Source organism: Pseudomonas sp. zfem005, from assembly GCF_032621735.1.
In the GTDB taxonomy this organism is placed as follows: Bacteria; Pseudomonadota; Gammaproteobacteria; order Pseudomonadales; family Pseudomonadaceae; genus Metapseudomonas; species Metapseudomonas solani.
On the sequence record NZ_JAVYJE010000004.1, the window covers coordinates 393,325 to 414,126 of the forward strand.

General features: G+C 57.0%; 15 protein-coding genes. All 15 read left to right on the plus strand.

The window, feature by feature from the left end; all coding sequences use genetic code 11:
* The first annotated feature begins 29 nt into the window (after positions 1-29).
* Complete coding sequence (gene gyrA / locus RTW82_RS11365; protein ID WP_316925140.1) at positions 30-2,801, plus strand: DNA gyrase subunit A; 2,772 nt, start codon at positions 30-32, stop codon at positions 2,799-2,801.
* Between the two features lie 98 nt (positions 2,802-2,899).
* Entirely contained in the window at positions 2,900-3,985 is a 1,086-nt protein-coding gene (gene serC, locus RTW82_RS11370; protein WP_021221176.1) for a 3-phosphoserine/phosphohydroxythreonine transaminase, read from the plus strand.
* Entirely contained in the window at positions 3,985-5,079 is a 1,095-nt protein-coding gene (gene pheA, locus RTW82_RS11375; protein WP_410478789.1) for a prephenate dehydratase, read from the plus strand. Before serC ends, pheA begins: the two co-directional genes overlap by 1 nt.
* Positions 5,080-5,106: 27 nt before the next feature.
* The gene (hisC, locus tag RTW82_RS11380; protein WP_316925141.1) at positions 5,107-6,219 is read left to right on the plus strand and encodes a histidinol-phosphate transaminase; all 1,113 of its coding nucleotides are present in this window, start codon (positions 5,107-5,109) and stop codon (positions 6,217-6,219) included.
* Positions 6,212-8,452 carry a bifunctional prephenate dehydrogenase/3-phosphoshikimate 1-carboxyvinyltransferase gene (locus tag RTW82_RS11385; protein ID WP_316925242.1) on the plus strand — a complete coding sequence of 747 codons (2,241 nt, stop codon included), beginning with the start codon at positions 6,212-6,214 and terminating at the stop codon, positions 8,450-8,452. The genes hisC and RTW82_RS11385 overlap by 8 nt, the downstream gene beginning before the upstream one ends.
* Complete coding sequence (cmk, locus tag RTW82_RS11390) at positions 8,452-9,138, plus strand: (d)CMP kinase (RefSeq protein WP_263404352.1); 687 nt, start codon at positions 8,452-8,454, stop codon at positions 9,136-9,138. The genes RTW82_RS11385 and cmk overlap by 1 nt, the downstream gene beginning before the upstream one ends.
* 363 nt (positions 9,139-9,501) lie before the next feature.
* Positions 9,502-11,181, plus strand: a complete 1,680-nt coding sequence (gene rpsA / locus RTW82_RS11395) for a 30S ribosomal protein S1 (protein WP_043243257.1) — start codon at positions 9,502-9,504, stop codon at positions 11,179-11,181.
* 149 nt (positions 11,182-11,330) lie between these two features.
* On the plus strand, positions 11,331-11,615 hold the full coding sequence (ihfB, locus tag RTW82_RS11400; RefSeq protein ID WP_021221182.1) for an integration host factor subunit beta: 285 nt from the start codon (positions 11,331-11,333) through the stop codon (positions 11,613-11,615).
* A 692-nt stretch (positions 11,616-12,307) separates the two neighbouring features.
* Positions 12,308-13,138 (plus strand): aldolase/citrate lyase family protein, encoded by an 831-nt coding sequence (locus RTW82_RS11405; RefSeq protein WP_316925142.1) that lies wholly within the window; start codon positions 12,308-12,310, stop codon positions 13,136-13,138.
* Entirely contained in the window at positions 13,138-14,673 is a 1,536-nt protein-coding gene (gene murJ / locus RTW82_RS11410; protein ID WP_316925143.1) for a murein biosynthesis integral membrane protein MurJ, read from the plus strand. Before RTW82_RS11405 ends, murJ begins: the two co-directional genes overlap by 1 nt.
* Positions 14,657-15,211, plus strand: coding sequence for a sugar transferase (locus RTW82_RS11415; protein ID WP_265167934.1), 555 nt, complete (start codon positions 14,657-14,659; stop codon positions 15,209-15,211). The genes murJ and RTW82_RS11415 overlap by 17 nt, the downstream gene beginning before the upstream one ends.
* 1 nt (position 15,212) lies before the next feature.
* Entirely contained in the window at positions 15,213-16,967 is a 1,755-nt protein-coding gene (asnB, locus tag RTW82_RS11420; RefSeq protein ID WP_316925144.1) for an asparagine synthase (glutamine-hydrolyzing), read from the plus strand.
* Positions 16,968-17,011: 44 nt separating this feature from the next.
* Positions 17,012-18,001, plus strand: coding sequence for a hypothetical protein (locus RTW82_RS11425; RefSeq protein ID WP_316925145.1), 990 nt, complete (start codon positions 17,012-17,014; stop codon positions 17,999-18,001).
* Positions 17,998-19,239, plus strand: coding sequence for a CDP-glycerol glycerophosphotransferase family protein (locus RTW82_RS11430; protein WP_316925146.1), 1,242 nt, complete (start codon positions 17,998-18,000; stop codon positions 19,237-19,239). The genes RTW82_RS11425 and RTW82_RS11430 overlap by 4 nt, the downstream gene beginning before the upstream one ends.
* Before the next feature lie 230 nt (positions 19,240-19,469).
* Positions 19,470-20,798, plus strand: a complete 1,329-nt coding sequence (locus RTW82_RS11435) for an N-acetyl sugar amidotransferase (protein WP_265167938.1) — start codon at positions 19,470-19,472, stop codon at positions 20,796-20,798.
* The last annotated feature ends 4 nt before the right edge of the window (positions 20,799-20,802 follow it).

Sequence of the window (20,802 nt, forward strand, 5' to 3'; positions counted from 1 at the left end):
TTTCACTAGAAAAAGGAATCAGGCTTCTCATGGGCGAACTGGCCAAAGAAATCCTCCCGGTCAATATCGAAGACGAGCTGAAACAGTCCTACCTCGACTACGCGATGAGCGTGATCGTCGGGCGCGCCCTGCCGGATGCGCGCGACGGTCTGAAACCGGTACACCGTCGCGTGCTGTTCGCCATGAGCGAGCTGAGCAACGACTGGAACAAGCCGTACAAGAAATCCGCCCGTGTGGTCGGTGACGTGATCGGTAAGTACCACCCCCACGGTGATACCGCCGTGTACGACACCATCGTGCGCATGGCCCAGCCTTTCTCCCTGCGCTACATGCTGGTCGATGGCCAGGGCAACTTCGGTTCGGTGGACGGCGACAACGCCGCGGCCATGCGATACACCGAAGTGCGCATGTCCAAGCTGGCCCACGAGCTGCTGGCGGACCTGGACAAGGAAACCGTCGACTGGGTGCCCAACTACGACGGCACCGAGCAGATCCCGGCGGTCATGCCGACCAAGATCCCCAACCTGCTGGTCAACGGCTCCAGCGGCATCGCCGTGGGCATGGCCACCAACATCCCGCCGCACAACCTGTCCGAAGTCATCGACGGTTGCCTGGCGCTGATGGACAACGGCGAGCTGACCGTCGATGAGCTGATGCAGTACATCCCCGGTCCGGACTTCCCGACCGCGGGCATCATCAACGGTCGTGCCGGCATCATCGAGGCCTACCGCACCGGCCGTGGCCGCATCTATATCCGTGCCCGCGCCGAAATCGAGGACATGGAGAAGGGCGGCAACCGCCAGCAGATCATCGTCACCGAGCTGCCCTACCAGTTGAACAAGGCGCGTCTGATCGAAAAGATCGCCGAACTGGTCAAGGAGAAGAAGCTCGAAGGCATCACCGAGCTGCGCGACGAGTCCGACAAGGACGGCATGCGCGTAGTGATCGAGCTGCGTCGTGGCGAAGTCGGCGAGGTGGTGCTCAATAACCTCTACGCCCAGACCCAGATGCAAAGCGTGTTCGGCATCAACGTGGTGGCCCTGGTCGACGGCCAGCCGCGCACGATGAACCTCAAGGACATGCTCGAGGTGTTCATCCGTCACCGCCGTGAAGTGGTGACCCGCCGTACCGTCTACGAGCTGCGCAAGGCCCGTGAACGCGGCCACATCCTCGAAGGCCAGGCCGTCGCCCTGTCGAACATCGACCCGGTGATCGAGCTGATCAAGAACTCGCCGACCCCGGCCGAGGCCAAGGACCGCCTGATCGCCACCGCCTGGGAATCCTCTGCCGTGGAAGCCATGGTCGAGCGCGCCGGTGCCGATTCCTGCCGTCCGGAAGACCTGGATCCGCAGTACGGACTGCGCGAAGGCAAGTACTACCTGTCCCCGGAGCAGGCCCAGGCCATCCTCGAGCTGCGCCTGCACCGCCTGACCGGCCTGGAGCACGAGAAGCTCCTGTCCGAGTACCAGGAAATCCTCACCCTGATCGGCGAGCTGATCCGCATCCTCACCAACCCCGAGCGCCTGATGGAAGTCATCCGCGAGGAGCTGGAGAAGGTCAAGGCCGAGTTCGGCGACGCCCGTCGCACCGAGATCGTCGCGTCCCAGGTGGACCTGACCATCGCCGACCTGATCACCGAAGAAGAGCGCGTCGTCACCATCTCCCATGGTGGCTACGCCAAGTCCCAGCCGCTGGCCTCTTATCAGGCGCAGCGTCGCGGTGGCCGCGGCAAGTCCGCCACTGGTGTGAAGGACGAGGACTACATCGAACACCTGTTGGTCGCCAACAGCCACGCCACGCTGCTGCTGTTCTCCAGCAAGGGCAAGGTGTACTGGCTGAAGACCTTCGAAATCCCGGAAGCCTCGCGTACCGCACGTGGTCGTCCGCTGGTGAACCTGCTGCCGCTGGACGAGGGCGAGCGCATCACCGCGATGCTGCAGATCGACCTGGAAGCGTTGCAGCGCGAAGCCGGCGACGAGGATGACCTCGAGGAAGCCGAGGGCGCAGTGCTCGAAGGCGAGATCGTCGAGCAGGAAGTCGAGGAAGTCGAAGGCGATACCCCGGAACTGGTGGCTGAGCCTACCGGTGCCTACATCTTCATGGCCACCGCCTTCGGTACCGTGAAGAAGACCCCGCTGGTGCAGTTCAGCAAGCCGCGTTCCAGTGGCCTGATCGCTCTGCGCCTGGATGAGGGTGACACCTTGATCGCTGCCGCCATCACCGACGGCGCCAAGGAAGTCATGTTGTTCTCCAGCGCCGGTAAGGTGATCCGCTTCGCCGAAAGCATGGTGCGCATCATGGGCCGTACCGCCCGTGGTGTCCGCGGCATGCGCCTGGCCAAGGAGCAGCAACTGATCTCCATGCTGATCCCCGAAACCGGTGCGCAGATCCTCACCGCATCGGAGCGCGGCTTCGGCAAGCGCACCGGCCTGGGCAAGTTCCCGCGCCGTGGCCGTGGTGGTCAGGGCGTGATCGCCATGGTCATCAACGAGCGTAACGGCAAGCTGGTCGGCGCCATTCAGGTGCAGGACGGCGAGGAGATCATGCTGATCTCCGACCAGGGCACCCTGGTGCGTACCCGTGTCGACGAAGTCTCCAGTTCCGGCCGCAACACTCAGGGCGTGACCCTGATCAAGCTGGCCAAGGACGAGACCCTGGTTGGCCTGGAGCGTGTGCAGGAGCCGTCCGGCGTCGACGAGGACGAGGAGCTGGAAGACGGCGAGGTGGCAGTCGATGCCGCAGCCGACGCTCCGGCGGACGACGTCCAGCAGGATGACGCGCAACCGGCAGGTGAAGAGTAAGAAGCTGCAGAGCGGGCGGGCCCTAGCCGGCCTGTCCACTCGGTAGAAGACCATCAGTGGGGGTGCAGGTGCCCCCGCGCTACCCAGTGAGAGTGGATGTGAGCAAGCGAGCCTTTAACTTCTGCGCCGGCCCGGCCGCGCTTCCGGAAGCTGTCCTGCAACGCGCCCAGGCGGAACTCCTCGATTGGCAAGGCAAGGGCCTCTCCGTCATGGAGATGAGCCATCGCAGTGACGATTACGTCGCCATCGCCGAGAAGGCCGAGCAGGATCTGCGCGACCTGCTCTCCATCCCCTCCAACTACAAGGTGCTGTTCCTCCAGGGCGGTGCCAGCCAGCAGTTCGCCGAGATCCCGCTCAACCTGCTTCCGGAAAACGGCGTGGCCGACTACGTCGAGACCGGCATCTGGTCGAAGAAGAGCATCGAGGAAGCTGCCCGCTATGGCCGCGTCAACGTTGCTGCCAGCGCCAAGGGCCTGGACTACTTCGCCATCCCTGGGCAGAACGACTGGAAGCTCAGTGCTGATGCCGCCTATCTGCACTACGCCTCCAACGAAACCATCGGTGGCCTGCAGTTCGACTGGATTCCCGAGACCGGCGATGTGCCGCTGGTTGTGGATATGTCTTCCGACATCCTCTCCCGCCCGCTCGATGTGTCCCGCTTCGGCCTGATCTACGCCGGCGCGCAAAAGAACATCGGCCCGAGCGGCCTGGTGGTGGTCATCGTCCGCGAAGACCTGCTGGGTCGCGCTCGCTCCTCCTGCCCGACCATGCTCAATTACAAGATCGCCGCGGATAACGGCTCCATGTACAACACGCCGGCGACCTTCTCCTGGTACCTCTCGGGCCTGGTGTTCGAGTGGCTGAAGGAGCAGGGCGGCGTCGAGGCTATGGAGCAGCGCAACCGCGCGAAGAAGGAACTGCTCTACGGCTACATCGACAAGAGCGACTTCTATACCAACCCGATCGCAGTGAATGCGCGTTCGTGGATGAACGTTCCGTTCCGCCTGGCCGATGAGCGCCTGGACAAGGACTTCCTCGTCGGTGCCGACGCCCGTGGCCTGCTCAACCTCAAGGGCCATCGCTCGGTGGGCGGCATGCGCGCCTCCATCTATAACGCCGTTGGCCTGGACGCAGTCGAAGCCCTGGTGGCCTACATGGCGGAGTTCGAGAAGGAGCGCGGCTGATGTCCGAACACGAACTGAAGGCCCTGCGCCTGCGTATCGATAGCCTCGACGAGAAGATCCTCGAGCTCATCAGTGATCGCGCCCGCTGCGCCCAGGATGTGGCGCGGGTGAAGATGGCCGCTCTGCCGGAAGGCGAAAAGCCGATCTTCTATCGCCCCGAGCGTGAAGCCTGGGTGCTCAAGCACATCATGGAGCGCAACCAGGGGCCGCTGGACAACGAAGAGATGGCGCGGCTGTTCCGCGAAATCATGTCGTCCTGCCTGGCGCTGGAGCAGCCGCTCAAGGTCGCCTTCCTGGGGCCGGAGGGTACCTTCACCCAGGCTGCGGCGATGAAGCACTTCGGTCACGCGGTGATCAGCACGCCGATGGCCGCCATCGACGAAGTGTTCCGCGAAGTGGCGGCCGGTGCGGTCAACTTCGGCGTGGTGCCGGTGGAGAACTCCACCGAGGGTGCGGTCAACCACACGCTGGACAGCTTCCTCGAGCACGACATGGTTATCTGCGGTGAGGTGGAGCTGCGTATCCACCATCACCTGCTGGTGGGGGATACCACCAAGACCGACAACATCACCCGCATCTATTCCCACGCCCAGTCCCTGGCCCAGTGCCGCAAGTGGCTGGACGCGCACTACCCGAACGTCGAGCGTGTGGCTGTTTCCAGCAACGCCGACGCCGCCAAGCGGGTGAAGAGTGAGTGGAACTCCGCCGCCATCGCCGGCGACGTGGCCGCCAGCCTCTATGGGCTGACCAAGCTCTGCGAGAAGATCGAGGACCGCCCGGACAACTCCACGCGCTTCCTCATCATCGGTAGCCAGGAAGTGCCGCCCACCGGCGACGACAAGACTTCGGTCATCGTCTCCATGCGCAACAAGCCCGGCGCGCTGCATGAGTTGTTGGTGCCCTTCCACACCAATGGCATCGACTTGACCCGTATCGAGACCCGCCCGTCCCGCAGCGGCAAGTGGACCTATGTGTTCTTCATCGACTTCATCGGCCATCACCGTGATCCGCTGATCAAGGATGTGCTGGAGAAGATCAACCAGGAAGCCGTGGCGCTGAAGGTGCTGGGGTCCTACCCGAAAGCGGTTCTCTGAACCCAAGAGATTTCCCAAGGAGCGCCCATGAGCTGCGACTTCCTCGCCCTGGCACAGCCGGGCGTGCAGAAACTTTCGCCTTACGTGCCGGGCAAGCCGGTTGATGAGCTGGCCCGCGAGCTGAACCTCGACCCGGCCGGCATCGTCAAGCTGGCCAGTAACGAGAACCCCTTGGGCCCGAGCCCGAAGGTGCTCGAGGCCATTCGTGCCGAGCTGGCCGAGCTGACCCGTTACCCGGACGGCAATGGCTTCGAGCTCAAGCGTCGCCTGGCCGAGCGTTATGACCTGAAGCCGGAGCAGGTAACCCTGGGCAACGGCTCCAACGACATCCTCGAGCTGGTGGGGCGTGCCTACCTGGCTCCGGGGCTGAACGCGGTCTTCAGCGAGCATGCTTTTGCCGTCTATCCCATCGTCACCCAGGCTGTCGGTGCGACTGCCAAGGTGGTGCCGGCCAAGGATTGGGGGCATGACCTGCCGGCGATGCTGGCGGCCATCGATGAGCAGACCCGCGTCGTCTTCGTCGCCAACCCGAACAACCCGACCGGTACCTGGTTCGGCCCGGAAGCGCTGGATGGTTTCCTCGCCAAGGTGCCGGAGAACGTGCTGGTGGTGCTGGATGAGGCCTATATCGAGTATGCATCGGGCGATGAGCTGCCTGATGGTCTCGACTACCTGGCGCGCTATCCGAACCTGCTGGTCTCCCGCACCTTCTCCAAGGCTTTCGGCCTCGCTGCGCTGCGCGTCGGCTACGGGATTTCCTCGGCCCGTGTCGCCGATGTGCTGAACCGTGTGCGCCAGCCGTTCAACGTCAACAGTCTCGCCCTGGCAGCCGCGTGCGCGGCCCTGGCGGATGTGGATTACCTGGCCGAAAGCCGTCGTCTCAATGATGCCGGCATGGCGCAACTGGAAGACGGTTGCCGCGCGCTGGGCTTGGGGTGGATTCCGTCCCGTGGCAACTTCATTGCCATCGATTTCGGTCGTGATACTGCCGGGATCAACAAGGCCTTGCTGGCTGCTGGCGTTATCGTGCGCCCGGTAGCCGGTTATGGCATGCCGAACTTCTTGCGTGTTTCCATCGGTCTCCCCCAGGAGAACCAGCGCTTCCTCGACGTTCTGGGGCAGGTGCTTGCCCGTGGCTGATGTCATGCCGCTGCAACAGCGTTCTCCTAAGCTCGGGCGCCTCGTGGTGATCGGGCTTGGCCTGATCGGCGGCTCCTTTGCCAAGGGGCTGCGTGAGAAGGGGGCGTTCGATGAAGTCGTGGGTGTCGATCTGGACGCCGAGTCGCGCCGCCTGGCCGTGGAGCTGGGCGTGGTCGACCGTTGCGAGGTCGATCTCGCTGCCGCCTGTCAGGGGGCTGCGGTGATCCAGCTCGCCGTGCCTATCCTGGCCATGGAGCGCCTGCTGAAAGAGCTGGCGCAGCTCGATCTCGGCAATGTGGTGCTGACCGATGTCGGCAGCGCCAAAGGCAATGTCGTGCGTGCCGCGCGCCTGGCTTTCGATGGTATGCCGGCGCGTTTCGTGCCCGGGCACCCCATCGCCGGCTCCGAGCAGAGCGGGGTGGAGGCGGCCAATGGCGCGCTCTTCAGTCGCCATAAGGTGATCCTGACGCCTCAGGATTCCACCGATGCCGACGCGCTGGCTCTGGTCGATGCGCTCTGGCGCGAGCTGGGTGCCGACGTCGAGCACATGCAGGTCGAGCATCACGACGAAGTGCTTGCCGCCACCAGCCACTTGCCGCATCTGTTGGCATTCGGCCTGGTGGATTCGCTCGCCAAGCGCAGCGAGAACCTGGAGATTTTCCGCTATGCCGCCGGTGGCTTCCGCGACTTCACGCGGATCGCTGGCAGTGATCCAGTCATGTGGCACGACATCTTTCTCGCCAACCGCGAGGCCGTGCTGCGGGTGCTGGACGCATTTCGTGGCGACCTCGACGCCTTGCGCGACGCGGTCGACGCTGGGGATGGGCATCAACTGCTGGGCGTTTTCACTCGCGCCCGCGTCGCCCGCGAACATTTCAGTAAAATCCTGGCCCGCAGGGCCTATGTGGACGCCATGCACAATAACGACCTGATTTACCTGGCCCAGCCGGGTGGCCGCCTTTCCGGGCGTATCCGCGTTCCGGGCGATAAGTCCATTTCCCACCGCTCGATCATGCTCGGCTCCCTGGCCGAGGGCACGACCGAGGTCGAGGGCTTTCTCGAGGGCGAAGACGCCCTGGCGACCCTGCAGGCGTTCCGCGACATGGGGGTGGTTATCGAGGGCCCGCACCATGGCCGCGTGACCATCCATGGTGTTGGCCTGCATGGCCTGAAGCAGCCGCCCGGCCCGTTGTACCTGGGTAACTCCGGTACCTCCATGCGCCTGCTCAGTGGCCTGCTCGCCGCCCAGCCGTTCGACACCACCCTGACCGGCGACGCTTCGCTGTCCAAGCGCCCGATGAATCGCGTGGCCAAGCCGCTGCGCGAAATGGGCGCGGTGATCGAAACTGCCGCCGAAGGCCGTCCTCCGATGGTCATCCGTGGTGGCCACCGCCTTACCGGCATGAGCTACGAGATGCCGATGGCCAGTGCTCAGGTCAAATCCTGCCTGCTGCTCGCCGGTCTCTATGCCGCCGGTGAGACCTCCGTCACCGAGCCCGCGCCGACCCGAGATCACACCGAGCGCATGCTGCAGGGCTTCGGCTACCCCGTTGCCGTGGATGGCAGCACTGCAACCGTGGAAAGCGGTCACAAGCTGTCTTCGACCCATATCGAAGTGCCTGCGGACATTTCCTCGGCAGCCTTCTTCCTGGTCGCCGCGAGCATCGCCGAGGGCTCCGAACTACTGCTGGAACACGTGGGCATCAACCCGACCCGTACCGGCGTGATCGACATCCTCAAGCTGATGGGCGCCGATATCACCTTGGAGAACCAGCGCGAAGTGGGTGGCGAGCCGGTTGCTGATATTCGCGTGCGCGCAGCGAAGCTCAAGGGCATCGATATTCCCGAGGACCTGGTGCCGCTGGCCATCGACGAGTTCCCGGTGTTGTTCGTCGCTGCCGCCTGTGCCGAAGGGCGTACCGTACTGCGTGGCGCCGAAGAACTGCGGGTCAAGGAATCCGACCGTATCCAGGTCATGGCTGATGGCCTGGTGGCGCTGGGCGTGAAGGCCGAGCCGACCCCGGACGGCATCATCATCGACGGCGGGGCCTTCGGTGGTGGTGAGGTCTGGAGCCACGGCGACCACCGTATTGCCATGTCCTTCAGTGTCGCTTCGCTGCGGGCGGGCGGGGCAATCCGTATCCATGATTGCGCCAACGTCGCGACCTCCTTCCCGAACTTCCTCGGGCTGGCGGCGCAGGTCGGCATCCAAGTCGCCGAAGAGGGCAAGTGATGAGTACTGCAGCGCCGGTCATCGCCATCGACGGCCCGGGTGGCTCGGGCAAGGGCACGGTCGCGGGCTTGCTGGCCAAGCGCCTCGGCTGGAACCTACTGGACTCCGGTGCGCTTTATCGCCTGCTGGCCTTCGCCGCACGCAATCATGGCGTCGACCTGACCAACGAGGAGTCGCTGAAGGTTCTGGCGGCGCATCTCGATGTGCAGTTCCTCTCCAATGCCGGTGGCGTGCAGCGGATCATCCTCGAAGGTGAGGACGTCTCCGACGTCATCCGCACCGAGACGGTGGGGGCGGGGGCTTCGCAGGTTGCCGCATTGCCGGCGGTGCGCGATGCGCTGTTGCAGCGTCAGCGTGCCTTCCAGGAGGCGCCCGGCCTGGTCGCCGATGGGCGCGACATGGGCACCGTGGTGTTCCCCGATGCACCGCTGAAGATATTCCTCACCGCCACTGCAGAGGAGCGCGCGCGCCGCCGCTATCTGCAACTGAAAGGCAAGGGCATGGAAGTCGAGATGGCTTCCCTGCTGAACGAGATCATCGAGCGGGATGAGCGTGATACACAGCGCTCCGTCGCGCCGCTCAAGCCCGCTGCGGATGCGCTGATCCTCGACTCCACCCATCTGAGCATCGACGAGGTGCTGGAGCGGATTCTCGCGGCTTTTGCTGATCTGGGGCTGGATGACTGATCGGGTATCTACGCCGACAACGCCGCGGCCCCCGGTCGCGGCGTTGTCGTTTTCACAGCGACCAGGGCATTGGCGATCCGTCGGGCTGAATGCCCGGCTTCGCCAAGTCGTGGCAATTGACGGCAGTCAGCCTCATTGCTAACATTCCAGCCCTTATGTCGGCTTGATTTCTCTCGTTAGAGGTCGAGTCGGTTCTGATTCCGAAAGGATGTGCCTCATTGCCAGTCGTCCGACTGAGCGTGGTGCCGCAGGGGTGGGACGGGATACCAGTTAACGTCCCTTTCACCTTTAATCACTGACTTGACCGCATTTGCTGGTAGTGCGGAATAGGGCCTTTAGTGGCCTTTGACTACAGGTATGATCATGAGCGAAAGCTTTGCAGAACTTTTTGAAGAAAGCCTGAAATCCCTCGACATGCAGCCGGGTGCCATCATCACCGGCATCGTGGTCGACATCGACGGTGACTGGGTCACCGTGCATGCTGGCCTCAAGTCCGAGGGCGTCATCCCGGTCGAGCAGTTCTACAACGAACAGGGCGAGCTGACCATCAGCGTGGGTGACGAAGTTCACGTTGCGCTGGACGCGGTAGAAGATGGCTTTGGTGAAACCAAGCTGTCCCGCGAGAAAGCCAAGCGCGCCGAGTGCTGGATTGTTCTGGAAGCTGCTTTCGCTGCTGAAGAAGTGGTCAAGGGCGTTATCAACGGCAAGGTCAAAGGCGGTTTCACCGTCGACGTCAGCGGCATCCGCGCGTTCCTGCCGGGCTCCCTGGTGGACGTCCGCCCCGTGCGCGACACCACTCACCTGGAAGGCAAAGAGCTCGAGTTCAAAGTCATCAAGCTCGACCAGAAGCGCAACAACGTTGTCGTTTCCCGCCGCAGTGTCCTGGAAGCCGAGAACAGCGCCGAGCGTGAAGCTCTGCTGGAATCCCTGCAGGAAGGCCAGCAAGTCAAAGGTATCGTCAAGAACCTCACTGACTACGGCGCATTCGTTGACCTGGGCGGCGTAGACGGCCTGCTGCACATCACCGACATGGCTTGGAAGCGCATCAAGCACCCGTCCGAGATCGTCAACGTTGGCGACGAGATCGACGTCAAGGTTCTGAAGTTCGACCGCGAGCGCAACCGCGTCTCCCTGGGCCTGAAGCAACTGGGCGAAGACCCATGGGTTGCCATCAAGGCTCGCTACCCGGAAGGCACCCGCGTAACTGCGCGCGTTACCAACCTGACCGACTACGGCTGCTTCGCAGAGCTGGAAGAAGGCGTGGAAGGTCTGGTGCACGTTTCCGAGATGGATTGGACCAACAAGAACATCCACCCGTCCAAAGTCGTTCAGGTTGGCGACGAAGTGGAAGTTCAGGTTCTCGACATCGACGAAGAGCGTCGTCGTATCTCCCTGGGTATCAAGCAGTGCAAATCCAACCCGTGGGAAGACTTCTCCGGTCGCTTCAATAAAGGCGACAAGATCTCCGGCACCATCAAGTCGATCACCGATTTCGGTATCTTCATTGGTCTCGAAGGCGGCATCGACGGCCTGGTTCATCTGTCCGACATTTCCTGGAACGAAGTTGGCGAAGAGGCCGTACGTCGTTTCAAGAAAGGCGACGAGCTGGATACCGTCATCCTGTCCGTAGATCCGGAGCGCGAGCGCATCTCCCTGGGTATCAAGCAGCTGGAAGACGATCCGTTCTCCAACTACGCCTCCCTGAACGAGAAAGGCACCATCGTGCGCGGTATCGTCAAGGAAGTTGATGCCAAGGGCGCTGTAATCACCCTGGGCGATGACATCGAAGGCATCCTGAAAGCCTCCGAAATCAGCCGTGACCGCGTTGAAGACGCGCGCAACGTGCTGAAAGAAGGCGAAGAAGTTGAAGCTAAGATCATCAGCATCGACCGTAAGAGCCGCGTCATCAGCCTGTCCGTCAAGTCGAAAGACGTGGACGACGAGAAAGACGCAATGAAGGAACTGCGCAAGCAGGAATCCGAGAGCACCGGTCCGACCACCATTGGTGATCTGATCCGCGCTCAGATGGAGAACCAGGGCTAAGTCCTGATTCCTTCATCAAAAAGGGCGGCCTCGGCCGCCCTTTTTGTTGTCTGAGTTTTACCCTCGGTTATTAGGGCTGTTCAAAGCTCCGTGGTCATGCTAAAACCGCATAGAGCTGATCTAGCCGCTTGATATAGAAGGGAAAAACCATGACCAAGTCGGAGTTGATCGAACGAATCGTTACCCACCAGGGCCAGCTTTCCTCGAAGGATGTGGAGCTTGCCATCAAGACCATGCTCGAGCAGATGTCCCAGGCATTGGCCACGGGGGATCGTATCGAGATACGCGGCTTTGGCAGCTTCTCCTTGCATTTCCGCGCGCCGCGGACGGGACGCAATCCAAAGACCGGCGAGTCTGTTCGTCTGGATGGGAAGTTCGTGCCGCACTTCAAACCGGGTAAGGAGTTGCGGGATCGGGTTAACGAAGAGGAGTAGGCTTTAGCTTGAAGTAATTGAGCGGAGGGGCGCGCTGTGAATCCCCCGTCTTCAAGGCTGGTGCTGACACCTCCCTGCTTGCGAAATACTAGGAAGCAGGCAGAATGCGACTCCAGTTGTCTAGTTGGAGCAAGGTCGTTTCTCCACTCTCTGGCGTATTGCAGGTAGCTAAGCCAGTAGCTCGCACCTAGGGCTGAGTCCCTCTGGTTTCGTTATCGTTAAGGGATTTGCTTGTGCGGTACTCCTTGATCCTTCCTCTGGGTATTCTTTTCGGCGCTGTACGATACTGCTACGGCCCGCAAATTTTCTTTCTATGGACTAAGCGCTCTCAATCCGACCCGCGAGTGGTTGAGTGCTTCGATTGGATTTCCTATCGATTGGCTCCAGCGTCCCTAGGCCGTGTTCCCGCTACGCGCCATTGGCACAGTGAAGGATGAAGTGATTACTGGTAGTACTTAGGCGCCAAGTGATCTGTTTCTGATTATTGTAAGGACATAAAATATTTTGCATGGCTGCTTCAGGTTCACTGTAAAGGCTCGCTATTGATATGTCTGTTGTTTCCTTTTGGAATTAATGAACTCAATGCTACTTCTGATGGTTGGGGCTCTTGTAAGGCTCCGTGGCTAAATTAGTATGGATGACTATATGGCTTTTTTTGCTGATCATGTTTTTCTGGGTGCAGAGGTTTATTGATGAAGCTTTTCATGATAACCAATTGCCTCGATCTGGCAGAGTTTGCCATCACTAGTGGCGTGGATCGTATCTTTGTAGATACTGAGATTCTTGGTAAGGATGCGCGTCAGGGGCACCTTAACACCGTGATCAGTCGGCACACATTGGATGATGTTCGTAGGATTAGGCCTGTAGTGCCAGAGGGGCGTTTGCTGGTTCGTGTGAACCCAATCCATGAGGGAAGCAAGGCTGAGATCGATCTCGCAATTGAGGCAGGTGCTGATGTGCTCATGCTTCCGATGTTTCATCGTGTAGAGGAGGTTGAGTTATTCATAGCGGCTGTGGGGGGGCGTGCGCGCTGCAACCTTCTCGTTGAGACGGTATCTGCTGCTGCCAATTTGAAAGCGTGCATCGAAGTGCCAGGTGTTGATGAGGTGCATATCGGTCTAAACGACCTTCATCTGGAGCTTGGCCTCGACTTCATGTTTGAGCCTCTGGCCAGCGGAATGGTCGATAGCATGGCTACGATATTACGCGATAGTGGTAAACCTTTTGGCATAGGCGGCATCGCTCGTGTCGGCGAGGGGTTGTTGCCAGCGGAGCTGCTACTGGCCGAGCATGCTCGTCTAGGATCCAGTGCCGCCATTCTGTCTAGAACGTTTCATCGTCAGGCTTCGTCTGTTGCCGAAATCAAAAAGCAAATGGACTTCTCCGCCGAAGTTAGCAAACTAAAGAGCGCATATCAGGAAAGTAAGGGGTATGATTCGGAGCTTTTGCAAGCTAAGCATCGAGACGTTCAAGAAAAAGTAGAGATGATAGTTGAGTCGATAAAGGCACGCAGGTTGAATTGATGACGCAGGCGCAGCGAAACTTGCTTGGGGCTGGGCTCTTTTTGGGCTTGGCTTTGATGGGCGGGCGGCTGGCAGGTTTCGGTCGGGAAGTTTTAATCGCGTCTTCTTTCGGTTTGTCCGCTGAAGCAGATATCGCAATCATTCTTCTCTCGATCCCTGATCTTCTTGTCAATCTCCTCTTGTCCGGGGGATTAAGTGTCGCGCTAGTTCCTGCATTGAGATCGGCAGACTCAGACAAAGCGGCGGCGCTTTTTCTCCAGGCCTCTATTGTAGTGGGAGGGGGATTCGCCGTGCTAGCGGCGATATTTGCAGTGGCGCCGACTGTTTGGCTCTACTTGCTTGCTCCAGGTCTGCTCAGTCCGTTGCGCTGGCTGGACAGTTGGATGATCTATGCCATTGCGGCCGCTATCCCGCTAACTGCGCTATCTGGTGTTAGTTCGGCGGCGTTGAATTCAAAAGACCGTTTTTTTGTGGCAGGCTGCGGTACGTTGATATTCAACCTCTGCATTATTGGTGGGCTGTTCTACGCGTTGGCTGTTGGTGGGCGGTATCTCTCTTGGCTATGTGCCGGGATTTTCCTAGGTGCATTAGCTCGCTGGGTTATTCAGCTTTCAGCGCTTCGAGTCGGACGTCTGCCTAAAAAGCATGACGTGTCTTGTGGGTGGGTTCTGGATCGCCAGTTATTGCTTGGTTTTGTTGCAGGGCTAGCTTCGGCCTCTCTACTGGTGATAGTGCCCCTAGTCCTTCGGGCGGGGGCATCATGGCTCGGAGAGGGCGAGTTAGCGGCGTTCAATTACGCCGTTAAGTTGATCGAATTGCCGCTTGGTATTCTTATTACCACCCTCGCTACTGTGGCCTTTCCTCGATTGAGTGAGGCTCATGATCGACAGGATATCGTTGCTTTCAACGAGATTCTGCGTGTGTCGTTACAGCGGTCGGTGCTGCTGTCCATCGTAATCGTACTGTGTGGGCTTCCATTCATCGATGCTGCGATATTCATACTATTTGGTGGCGGGCAGATAAGCACTGCGGGTCTACAGCACATTACGACTCTCACACAGGTCGCGTTGCTAAGCGTACCCTTCGTTGGTATTTCAAGCCTCGCTGCGGCTGCTGTAAATGCGCAAAGACGGCCCGGGCAGGTTCTGCGCCGTACCGCTGCGGTCATGTTGTTCCTTCCTTTACTTTGCATTCCTGGCCTTTGGCTGAAAGAACCTATTGCTCTGATGTTGGCTCTACCGATTTTTCATATGATGCTGGCTATTAATCTTGCTCGGGCTACTGGAGGGGCTGTGCTTAACGCTGGGCTAGGAGGGGCGTACATTCTTCCGCTCGGAGCGCTAATTGCTGTCGTGGTCTCAGTGGCAGTATTGATAGATTTCTTCTGTTTGAAGCCTGCCGGGTCATGGCTAGTGGGGCCGTTGGCAATATGGCGCTTAGGATTGGCGGGAATAGCATTCGGTATCAGTGCTATCGCGGTACTCCATATGATGCGATCACGGGAAAGAGTGGCATTTAATGAAGCGAATATTTGATTTTTCTAGCTCACTTGTGGCGATTGTTCTTCTTTCACCCCTCATGATCGGAGTTGCAGCTGCTATCTATTTTTCTGACTTCGGCCCCGTGCTGTTCAAGCAGAAGCGTATTGGTCGGGGTGGGCATGAGTTCTTCATCTATAAATTTCGTAGCATGGTAATAGATGCTGATAAGCTTGGGGGCTATTCCACCGCAGATGGGGACCCCCGTATCACCAGAGTGGGAAGGTTTATCAGGCGAACTAGCCTTGATGAGCTGCCTCAATTACTGAATGTGCTTTCGGGATCAATGAGTGTTGTGGGACCTCGCCCAGATGTACCTGCACAGCGGTCGCTTTACACTGATGCGGAATGGAGCCTACGCCTCAGTGTGCGTCCGGGTATCACGGGTCTTGCTCAGGCAACGTTACGTTCGGCGGCTACAGAGAGTCAGCGCAAGGAGTTGGATTTGCAATATGCTCGACAGGTCTCCCTGCTCAAGGATATTCAGATTATCCTGCTGACGTTCAAACAAGTTTTCGGAAAGGGCGGCAACTGAAATGTGCGGCATTTTTGGCTATTTCCACCGGGGAGTGCGCTCCCTTTCCCCTGAGAAATTGAGCGCCATGGGAATGGCGATTCAGCATCGCGGGCCTGACGATCAGGGGATTTTCAGTGCCCCCGGCCTCGCGCTGGGCAATCAGAGACTTTCGATAATTGATCTTGCAGGCGGTCATCAGCCATTTGTTTCAGATGACGGGCAAATTGTCGTCGTCCAAAACGGAGAGATATTTAACCACGTTGAACTCGCCGTCGATTTGGCCCGGACGGGATACCCGTGCCGCACTCACTCGGATACGGAAGTGCTATTGCGCTTGTATGAGCGTGAAGGCATTTCTTTTGTCAGCAAGCTAAATGGAATGTTTGCCATTGCCATTTATGATGCCCGTGAGCAGTCCGTCTATTTAGTCAGGGATCGGATTGGCGTTAAACCTCTTTATGTGCACGACGATGGACTTCAGCTGACTTTTGGTTCCGAAATAAAGTCACTGCTCCGTGCTGGGATGCCTCATCCTGCAATGAATGAGGAGGCCTTGCATCATTACTTGACCTTTAACTATGTACCTGCCCCGCTCACTCTATATCAGGGTGTTCATCATCTCATGCCGGGACATGTGATGAAGATTACCCGGGCGGGCAGCTCGGTATCACGTTGGTGGGACTTGGCTCCCGTCGAGCCGGTACATGGCCGATCCGAAGCTGATTGGATAGAAGAGTTCAACTACATCCTCGATGATGCAGTACGGCTTCGCTTGAGAAGCGATGTTCCGTTTGGCGCTTTTTTGTCGGGTGGGGTGGATTCCAGCACTGTCGTAGGTTTAATGGCCCGGCATATGAGTGAGCCGGTCAAGACATTCTGTATTGGCTTTGATGATCCCCGCTACGATGAGTCGATATTCGCCCAAGAGGCGGCCAGTCGATTTGGCACTCAGCACATTATGGAGCGTGTCGCGCCTGACATGCTCGAGCTCTGGCCCATGGCGACTTATCACTGTGATCAACCCCATGGCGATGTGTCGTTTCTTCCTACCTATCGCGTTTCTGCGCTAGCAGCTAAACATGTAAAGGTCGTGCTAACAGGTGATGGCGGCGACGAGTTGTTTGCCGGTTATGACAAGCACAAGGATTTCTTCTCCAATCCTGATATTGGGGCACTTACAGATAGCGAGTTTCAGCGTCGTTATTTTGATAGTATTTCCTTGTTTACCGATCATGGCAAGTCTGCACTTTACAAGCCAGACATGGCTGCCCGTCTGCGTGGTATTGAGTCCTTCGATATTGCTGCTCCCTATTTTCAAGCAGTTTCTCATCAGGACAGGATTAATCAGGCTCTATTCCTGGATATGCAATTGCTGCTCAGTGGCAATAATCTAGTAAAACCTGATCGAATGGGGATGGCTGTTTCTCTTGAAGCGCGTACTCCGTTTCTCGACTACCGGATGATGGAATTTGCCTTTCGTATGCCGGGTGAATTAAAGCTCAAGGATGGTGTGACCAAATATATCTACAAGAAGGCCGTGGCGCCACTTATTGGTGAGCATCTCGCTTATCGAAAAAAGCAGATGTTTACAGTCCCTGTAGGTGAGTGGTTCAAAACGACCAAGAAGGAATACTGCCTGTCCAATCTCCCCAAAGATTCTTTCTCCAATGATGAATTAAATACTATTTGTGAAGAGCATTTTTCGAGTAAGCGAAACCGGACTAGAGAGTTGCGCGCTCTCATCGCGTTAAAGCACTGGGCAGACATGGTCTGATTTTTAGAGGGCTTGACGGTGCTGGTTAGATAAAAGAGAGATCTATGCAGGAATCAATCAATAAGGTTTTTTTTAAAATCCTGTTTTGTTTTTCTCTCTTCGTATGTTGGATTCAAGTGTCCCTGAGTGGTAAGGGATTTTTGCCGGTGGCAGGGGAGGGGGAGGCGATTGATGGGTATACGTCACAAGTTCTCTATGTGCGCGAAATTCTCGATCTCGGAGGTAATATTCTTGATCAGCCTCCACTTATCTGGATCCACTTGATACGGTCCGGTTTGTTTTATTATTTTGATTTCTTGAGTTATATAGGTGGAGCGTGGCTGGTGGCATTCGGCGTTGCGCTGTTCTTCATTCCCATCATGCGGCTCTTTGTCCATGCGAGATTTTCATATCTTTCTATCTTGCTGCCTGTCTTGATTGCATTGGTTAGCTACCGTGCTGTGTTTGTTGCTTTGTCTGTTGGTTATATTTTTTTGTACTTTCTCTGTTCTAGGCGGGCGATTTATCTAATATGCTCTTTTGTGTTCTTGAATCTAAGCTCCGCGTCTGTGTTGATCGGTATCCTGGTGGTGTGTATCTATGCTTTTAGGTTTTCGGCGTGGAACTGGCGCTTAGGTGCATTTCTTATAAGTCTGATCCTCTCCTTTGTGGTCTCATTGCAGGACAAAATAGTTGGCTTCATGTCGGCCAGTATTGGCTATCAGCCCACCGTGTCTATAGGTGGGGGTGGGCTTTTGGGAGTGCTGACTAGGAATACTATTTTTACCTCGTTCTATGAGGGCGACTACATCAGAGGTGGGGTATATCTTGCGTTTTTATTTGCGGCGCTCTTGATTATACTCTTGTCTCTATGTGTTCGAGAGTTTAGTGGGTATGGCTTGTTGTTTTTTGCGGGCCTTCCGGCTTTCTTTCTTGAGGGACTAGGTGTTGTTGCTTTGATTGTTCCTCTATTCATGTTTATCTGTCAGGTTCCACTTGCGGTAAGGGCAGAATGTTATCCGCCAACTCGGGCATGGTACAAGGAAAGGGTATGAGTAGCATTCAGGATAAGATTCTATTTGTCTGCTACGGTGGTGGGCATTCCGCTGCGTTGCTGCCTGTAATAAAGCGCCTTAGAGATCGGGAGGTGGATGTTGCCGTCCTTGGGTTGACAACAGCAAAGCAGGCTATAGAGCGCGCGGGAATCAGTACATTAGATTTTAGTGCTCTTATTGGAAGGGTACGACCCTATAGGCGTGCTCCCTATGTCGGTTCAATACTGGCCAAGGCTCACGCTTCTCATCCCCTGGTTAGCCCCCGGGATACGGCTGCCTACCTAGGTGTCGGATTTCATGCGCTGGTGAGAGAGTACGGCTTGGTAAAAGCCAAAGAAATGTACGCCCTCTCCGGCAGGCAGATATTCCTCCCCACTGATTTCTTTATTGAGCTTTTTAAAAAGGAGCGACCAAGGCTGGTTGTTTCCACCAACTCTCCAAGGTCAGAGCGTGCGGCACTCGAGGCTGCACGCGAACTGGGTATTCCCTCCGTTTGCTTGGTCGATCTGTATGCATACTATGAAATTGAATGGTGTGCGTCAGATCGCTACGCAAGTAAGGTCTGCGTCTTGAACCAGCAGGTTTGCGAGCGCTTCGAGAGAGCGGGTTTGCATTTGTCTCGAATCAGCGTCACGGGTAATCCGGCATTTGATCGATTGGCTCACATTGACCGCTCTCAGTGTAGGCGTATGTTCCGTCATCGATTAGGCATTGAGGAATCTCAATCGCTAGTTGTATGGATCTCGCAGCCAGAACCAAGTCGGCATCCTTTTTCTGGCGCCCTTGGTGACGAAAACTATCCTGTTAATGTCGAAAAATACCTCTTTGAGGCATTTGGCGATGATCCTGATGTGCACCTGATCATGCGCTTGCATCCCAGTGAGTCTCGCCCCCCGTCAATTGTGGCAGATCGTGTTCATTACAGTGATTCATCTGAGGCGCTGGACCATTTGCTCTGCGCCGCGGACTGTATTGTCACCGCAAGCTCGACTGTCGGGCTGGAGGCAGCTTACCTAGGCCTGCCAGTCATCCAGTGCATGGATTCTATTTTTTCTCACGATTTACCGCTTGCAGAGCTTGGCGTAGCCAGAGCGGTAGAGGCTCATAGAGATCTGGGGGGGGCAATTCGCGACGTTCTCGACCGTCCTCTTGAGCTTCAGCGGCCTCACCTTTTTGACGGAGGTGCTGCTGCGAGAGTGGAGGCGGTGATTCTGGAACTGCTGGAAGGCGGAGTGTGAGCTTCAGGGCCTGCATGGGTGCCGCGCGATGCGTTTCCTGAATAAATCTTGTAATATGCTGAAGGTCAAGTGTCGCGCTGATACTGGAAGGCTTCAGTTTAAAGGGCGCCCTATTTTATTGCCTCATGGCAATTGAAGGTAGAGTGCTGATGATACGGGTATTGGTTAGTTGTAGTGTGTTGACTAGCTGATAGAGCGTTAAAATATTTATTGATGGATAGTGGTTTCTTATGAACAAAATTCCGTACCCTTCGAAAATTGATAAGGCTGCATTTTCAGTTTCGGCAGATACTTCCGAAGCTAAATATGGCTTGCCTAGCGAAGTGCAGTATTGCGTGCGCTGTGTCATTTCCAATCAGCGACCAAACTCGGCAGTTGAATACTCCCACACTAAGGCAACCAAAAAGAAGACCATTCACTTCGATGAGCACGGCGTGTGTGATGCCTGCCGGTTCGCGGAGAGAAAGCATGCCAGTATCAACTGGGATGATCGCGAGCGTCAGTTGCGTGAGTTGTGCGACCAGCACCGTAGTAAGGACGGTAGCTACGACTGTATTGTTCCCGGCTCTGGTGGTAAAGATAGCTTTTACGCATCCCATATATTGAGAACCAAGTATGGTATGCACCCGCTAACTGTGACGTGGGCACCACACGTATACACAGAGTGGGGGTGGCGTAATTTCCAAAGTTGGATTCATGCAGGCCATGACAACCTCCTGATGACACCCAATGGTCGAGTGCATCGCCTATTAACTCGCCTCGCGGTAGATAATCTCTTTCATCCTTTCCAAGCTTTTATGTTTGGGCAAAAGGCACTTGCGCCCAAAATGGCGCTTCTGCATAAAATACCATTGGTTTTTTTTGGTGAAAACGAAGCTGAATATGGTAATCCAATTGGGGATACTGAATCGGCCAAACGAGATTGGTCATATTTTACTTCCGACGATCAGTCGAAGGTCAGTCTAGGTGGCGTGTCTGTACCTGATTTAAAGAAATTCTTCGATGTAGAGCAGCAAGACCTGCTGCCTTATCTGCCCGCTGATCCGCACCAGATTGAAGAGCAGAAGGTCGAAGTTCATTATCTGGGCTATTACTTGAAATGGCATCCGCAGAGTTGCTATTACTATGCCGTTGAGCATGGCGGTTTTGAGGCTTCACCAGAAAGAACGCCAGGCACTTACAGTAAGTACAATAGCATTGATGACAGGATTGATGACTTCCACTACTACACGACAGGCGTGAAGTTTGGCCTGGGTCGAGCCAGTTACGATGCTGCGCAGGAAATTCGATCGGGCGACATCACTCGCGAGGAAGGGGCAGCGCTTGTAAAACGATTTGATCATGAGTTTCCGGAGCGGTTTGCTGAGGAGATTTTCCGCTACCTGAGTATCACGCCTGAAGAGTTCCCTCGTGCTAGCCAGATGTTTGAAGAGCCTATTATGTCGCGCGAATACTTCACTACCTTGGCTGACACTTTCCGCAGTCCACATCTTTGGGCGTGGGACAATGGTGAGTGGAAGCTGCGTCATGCGGTATGGCACGAACAGCACAAGAAGTAATGGG